4 protein-coding genes are annotated in these 5,892 nt (G+C 72.6%); all 4 read right to left on the reverse strand.

Annotated features, from left to right (window positions below; all coding sequences use genetic code 11):
• Positions 1 to 2,481: S8 family serine peptidase (locus ABZ406_RS30715; RefSeq protein ID WP_357769047.1), on the reverse strand; the 2,481-nt coding region annotated here is incomplete at its 3' end.
• Between the two features lie 868 nt (positions 2,482 to 3,349).
• The gene (locus ABZ406_RS30720) at positions 3,350 to 3,958 is read right to left on the reverse strand and encodes a bifunctional 4-hydroxy-2-oxoglutarate aldolase/2-dehydro-3-deoxy-phosphogluconate aldolase (protein WP_357769049.1); all 609 of its coding nucleotides are present in this window, start codon (positions 3,956 to 3,958) and stop codon (positions 3,350 to 3,352) included.
• Between the two features lie 56 nt (positions 3,959 to 4,014).
• Positions 4,015 to 5,040, reverse strand: coding sequence for a sugar kinase (locus tag ABZ406_RS30725; RefSeq protein ID WP_357769051.1), 1,026 nt, complete (start codon positions 5,038 to 5,040; stop codon positions 4,015 to 4,017).
• An 84-nt stretch (positions 5,041 to 5,124) separates the two neighbouring features.
• The coding region (locus ABZ406_RS30730) for a S1 family peptidase (protein WP_357769053.1) at positions 5,125 to 5,892 on the reverse strand (768 nt) is incomplete at its 5' end.

Below are 5,892 nucleotides of genomic sequence, written 5' to 3' on the forward strand. Positions count from 1 at the left end.
TTCCGAGCGCCGGACCGGCGGCGGGGCGAGTGCCGCCCCCGACGCGACGCCCACGTAGACCGCGTCCAGGTGACGACGACCCGCCGGCAGCGCCGGGGTCGCCCGCTTCACGAGCAGATCGTCGTACGAGTGACCGCCCGCCGAAACGGTCAACGCCGGCTGCTCCAACCGCCACCGGGCGCCGAACTCGAACTCGCCGTCGGTCACCGGCCGGCTCGTCGGCAACGCCCACATGCTGTCGTACGAGTCGTCGGGCAGCACCTGACTCTCGGTGAGACCGTTCTTCGTGGACCGGTGGATGTCCATCCGCAGCGCGCTGGCGGTGGCCTCCTGCGGCACCCGGGCCTGCACCTGTCGGGCGGCGCGCGCGTCCAGGGTGACGGTGCGGTCGCGGTCCAGGTTCACGTCGGTGAAGCTGAGCATCGCCATGCCCTTGGAGTGCGGCCCGTGCACGCCGCGCACGTCCGCGGAGATCCAACCGTTCCAGCTCGCCACCGGCAGCCGCAGCGTGGCCGTGCCGCTCTCGGGCAGGTCCACGGCGGTGAACAGGGTGTCGGTGGTGAGGATGACCTTGCCGGCGAGCGGCTTGCCGTCCCGGTCCTTGGCGACGAGCGTCAGGTTCTGCCGCTGGCCCTCCTTGCCGGCCCCGATCAGAGTGCGGCCGCGCACCGTACCGGCGTCGTCAGTGGCGACGATCATGCCGCTGACCTGCTTCTCCACCGGCAGCTTGTCGTACGCGGCGGTCAGCGTCACGGTGGCGGTGCCGCCCGCCGGCACGGTGACCCGGTCGGCGGAGAGCGCGAACAACCCGGCCGGCGCGGTGGCTGCGTCGAGGGCCAGCTTCAGGGCCACCGGCGTGCCGCCCACATTGGTGTAGGTGACAGTGCGGTCGACAGTCATCCCCGGCTGCTGCGGCCACGTCTGGAAACCGGAGTGGGCGCTCGGGGTGGCGAAGACCGTGGCGTGCGCGGCGGCGACCGCGTCGACCCGGCCGGCACCCGCCTGGTAGGGCGTGTACGCGGGGGTGGCCTTGACCGTGCTGACCAGCGCCTCCTTGATCCGCTGACCGGTCCAGTCCGGGTGCGCGGCGGCGACCAGCGCGGCAGTACCAGCCACGTGCGGGGTGGCCATCGAGGTGCCACTCATCAACGTGTAGTCACCCGATCCGCCCCGCACCAGGTGCGAGCGGGCGGCCAGGATGTCCACGCCGGGCGCGGTGATCTCCGGCTTGAGCCCGCCGTCGCCGGCCCGCGGGCCCTGGCTGGAAAAGTCGGCGAGGTGGTCGGTGCTGTCGACGGCGCCCACTGTGAGCGCGGAATCGGCGGCACCCGGGCTGCCGATGGTGGCCGGGCCGCTGTTACCCGCGGCGATCACGAAGAGGGCGCCGGTCTCGGCGCTGAGTCGCTCGACCGCCTGGCTCATCGGGTCGCTGCCGTCGGTGGCCTCACCGCCCAGGCTCATGCTGACCACCCGGGCCTTCTGGTCGCGGGCCGCCCACTCCATGCCGGCGATGATCCACGAATCCTGCCCGCTGCCCTCGCTGTTGAGCACCTTGCCGATGTGCAACCGGGCACCCGGGGCGACGCCCCGCTCGGCACCACCGGACGCGGCGCCGGTGCCGGCGATCGTCGAGGCGACATGCGTGCCATGGCCTTTGTAGTCGAGGATGTCGGGTTCCTCGGGCACGAAACTGCTGGACTCGGCGATCTGGCCGACGAGGTCCGGGTGTTCCGCGTCCGCCCCCGAGTCGAGGACCGCGACGTTGACACCGGTAGCGGTGTTGCCCTCGGCCCACAGGTTCGGCGCGCCGATCTGCGCCGTCGACTCGGCCAGGTCCGCGCGCACCCGGCCGTCCAACCACACCTTCGCGATGCCATTGGCCAGAGTCGGGGTGCCACCCGTACGCCGGGTCGAACCGGCGGTCAGCGCGGTCCAGAACCGGGCGGCGGTGGCGCGCTTGCGGGTCAACGCCGCGCCCTGCACGCTGTCCAACTGTCGGACCAGCTCAGCGCCATCCACGGCGGGACGGGTGCGGTTGCGGGCCGCCGCATCGGTCATCGTGACAATCAGTGGCAGCGCGTCGGTGTGCGCGTCGTCGTAGCCGTCGGCGATCAGATCGGTGACGTTGAACAGTTGCCGGTCCAGCACACCACCCGTCACATAGGACAGGGCCGAGTCCGGGTAGACGTACGTGTCACCGTCCCGCACGGTGCGGTGAAAAGTCGGGGTGCTGCCGTCCGGTCGGCGCACCGTCGACACCGTGCTGCCGTCCGCCGCAGTAGTGACAGTGACCGAGTCACCGGTGATCAGGGTGACGGTGGACGCGCGTCCGGCAGCCGCCGGAGGCTGACCCGCCGGGCGGTCGGGGTGGGGCGGGGCGGCAGCCGCTCCCGCGCCGGGTGGGATGAACCCGGCCGCCAGGGTGAGGGCGGCGCCGAGGGCGATCAGCCCGGATCGGCGACGCCGGTGAGACAGAGCCACGATGACCTCTTTGTGTCGAGAAGTGGTACGCACCACAGCATCGACGTAAAGCCCACCCCGACCGCGCCCCCAACCCCGACGCGTTTACGCCATGACGCAACCCCGCCACCCGTCCCCACGCACGCCCGCCCCCAGCCGCCTCACTCTCGCCGCTCTGCCTCGCCCTCGGCCCGCTCTCGCGCTCAGCACACCCACGCCCCCGCCCTTGGCACGCCCCCGCCCCACCTCGGCCCTTGCCATGCCCTCGCCCCGCCCCGCCCCGCGCCCCGCGCCGCGCCGGGCCGCGGCGGGCCGCGGCGGGCCGCTCCGATCTTGCACTTATGGTTGCCGACGTACCCCATTCGTGGCTTTCGTCGGGACAGAAAGTGCAAGATCGGCGCGGATGGTTGGGCGTGAACCCCCGCGGAGCCCGGTTCCCGCCCCGCCGCCGTCGATCATGGAGTTGTGGTGCCCGATAAATCATTGAATGCAACCTTCGCACCCCACCACAACTCCATGATCGACGGTGCGGTAGCGGGTGCGGACGGTGCCGACGGCATGGCAGACGGACAAGCGCCGACTGGCAAGCAGGCGCGCACAGGCGGCGCACAACAGGCAAGCACGGACAGGCAAGCGCAATCAGGCGGCGCGCAACGGCAGGCCCCGACAGGCAGGCAGGCGCGGACAGGCAGCGCGCAACAGGCAAGCACGGACAGGCAAGCGCAATCAGGCGGCGCGCAACGGCAGGCCCCGACAGGCAGGCAGGCGCGCACAGGCGGCGCACAACAGGCAGGCGCGGACGGACAGGCACCGACTGACAGCCAAGCGCGGGCCGCCAAGCGCGGACAGGAGGCGCGACGGGCAGGCGGCGGGGCGGGGTGCGGGGGCGTTAGCGGGTCGGGCGAGTCAGGTCTGCCAGGCGGTCCAGCTGGTTCTGGTCGGACAGGGCTGAACCGACTGCTACCACACGTACTCCTGCTTGTAGGAACGCTTCCGCGTTGCCGGCGTCCAGGCCGCCGGTGGCAACGAAGCGCAACTGTGGCAGCGGGCCGGCGATGGCTTTGAACCAGGCGGGGCCGAGGGAGATGGCGGGGAACGCCTTGAGCCAGGTGAGGCCGTGCCGCAACGCCTGTTGGGCCTCGGTGGGGGTGGCCACGCCGGGCAGGTGTGGCAGGCCACGTGCGGCGGCGGCGTCGGCGACGGTGAGGTCGAGGCCGGGCGCGACGGTGAACCGGGCGCCCGCGTCGGCTGCCCAGGCGACCTGTTCGACGTCGAGTACGGTGCCGGCGCCGACGATCCGGTCGCGTGCGGCTCCGGCTTCGACGGCGGCTCGTAGGGCAGGAACCGCGTCGGCGGTGGCCACCGGAACTTCGACCACGTCGATGCCGAGGTCCCAGGCTCGTTCGGCGAGCCGTACGGTCTCGGCGACCGGCAGGCCGCGCAGGATCGCCATCACCCGGGCGCCGCCGAAGATGTGGTCGAAGTCCGGTGTGGTCATGGTGCACTCCATCTGGGGTCGCGGTGGGACTGTCACTGGTGGCCTGACGGCCCGACTCAGGTGGTCGTGCCCGTGTCGGTCAGGTCGAGCGGTGACCAGGTGTCGGCGGGGGCGTCGATGAGTTTCTCGAACCAGGCCCACGGCGGGATCGGGGCGTTGTCGCCGCTGCTCGTCAACGCCTGGGCCGCGACGAGGTGGCCGAGGCGCAGGCGCCGCACCGGGTCGAGGTCGCGCAGCAGCCCGGCCAGGTAGCCGGCGGCGAAGGCGTCTCCGGCGCCGACCGGTTCCACGACGGTCACCCGGGGGGTGGGTACGAAGACCGGTTCGGCGTCGCGGATCAGCGCGGTGGCGCCCACCGCGCCGTCCTTGACCACCACCGTTTCCGGATCGGGCAACAGGTCGCGGACGGCGGTCGGGTCGGTGGTGCCCCAGAGGGTTTCCGCTTCGTCCTGCCCGACGAAGACGAGGTCACTGCGGTTGGCGAGGTCGCGCAGGATCGGCGCGGCCTGTTCGGCGGACCACAGCCGGGCGCGGTGGTTGACGTCGAAGCTGACCAACGACCCGGTCAGCGGCCGGTCGGTCACGGCGTGTTCGACGAGCGCCCGGCAGGAGGCGGAGAGCGCCGGGGTGATCCCGGACAGGTGCAGCACCCGGGCACCGGCAAGCGCCGGGTCGGCGAGCGTGGCGGGGTCCATCCGGGCGGCTGCCGAGCCGGCCCGGTAGTAGTGCACTGCGGTCCCCTCCGGGCCGGGGTCCTTGACGTACAGGCCGGTGGGGGCGGACGGGTCCACGCACACCTGGTCGACGCGGACGCCGTTGGCGGCGACGTGTCGGATGACGGCCCGGCCGAAGGGGTCGTCGCCGACCCGGCTCACCCAGGTCGTCAGGTGTCCCAGGCGGGCCAGGTAACCGGCCACGTTGGACTCGGCGCCGCCTACCGACACGGCGACCCGTTCGGCGTGCTCCAACGGCTCCCCCGGCGCGGGGCAGAGCACGACCATCGTCTCCCCCACCGCCGCCACCTCGACCGAAGGAAGGCCGGCGGGGTTACTCGCCTGGTCAGGTCGGGGGTTGGTCGGCATCGGGCACACGTCCTCGCGGCGGGGGTGCTGGGCGTCGCCGAGCCTAGGTGTCCCGCGCTGGACGGGCAAGCGGCGTCCCGCCGGTCAGGGCAACGTCAGGCCGTACGCGGCCAGCACCTCCGCGATCGGCTGGTAGTAGGTGGTGCCGCCGGCGGTGCAGTTGCCGGTGCCGCCGGAGAGGATGCCGAGGATGGTGCCGGTGGCGGCCACGTAGAGCGGTCCGCCGCTGTCCCCCGGCTCGGCGCAGATGTTGGTGCGGATCAGGCCGTAGATCACGCCGGTGGAGTAGTTGACGGTCTGGTTGAGACCGGTGACGGTGCCGCAGCGTACGCCTGTGGTGCTGCCGCTGCGGCACACCGCCTGACCGATGTACGCGGTGCCGGGGCCGTTGATCGTCAGCAGGCCGGGGTAGGTGTAGACCGCGCTGGGGTGGGCGATCCGGCCGGTGTAGCGGATCAGCCCGTAGTCGTTGGTGGGGTAACTGGTGGCGGTGCGGGTGCCGAGCACCGTCGTCTGGGCGCTGTCGGTGTACCAGGTGGCCGCCGCGACGGTGCAGTGCCCGGCGGTGATCACGTAGTAGGTGCTGCCGCTGCGGGCGTTCGCGCCGAGCGAGCAGCGCGCGCCGCCGCCGCCGTAGATGCTCTGCCCGCCGGCGATCAGGGTGCGCAACGTCCCGGGTTCGCGGCGTAGCAGCACGCCGGCCCGGTCGGTCACCGCGCGTAGGGCGGTCAGCTCATGGGGGGCCACGGTGTCGTCGACCGTGAGGGTCATCCGGCCGGTGGCGGGGTCGAGACCCCAGGCGGTGCCGGGGGTGCGTACCCCGGTCAGGAGGGCCGTCGGGTCGGCGGCGGG

Source organism: Micromonospora sp. NPDC005710, from assembly GCF_040630995.1.
Classification (GTDB): domain Bacteria; phylum Actinomycetota; class Actinomycetes; order Mycobacteriales; family Micromonosporaceae; genus Micromonospora.

Excerpts from the sequence above, each read along its gene's own strand:
- ABZ406_RS30725 (WP_357769051.1), bottom strand. The coding sequence starts at position 5,040 with ATGCCGACCAACCCCCGACCTGACCAGGCGAGTAACCCCGCCGGCCTT.
- ABZ406_RS30720 (WP_357769049.1), bottom strand. The coding sequence starts at position 3,958 with ATGACCACACCGGACTTCGACCACATCTTCGGCGGCGCCCGGGTGATG.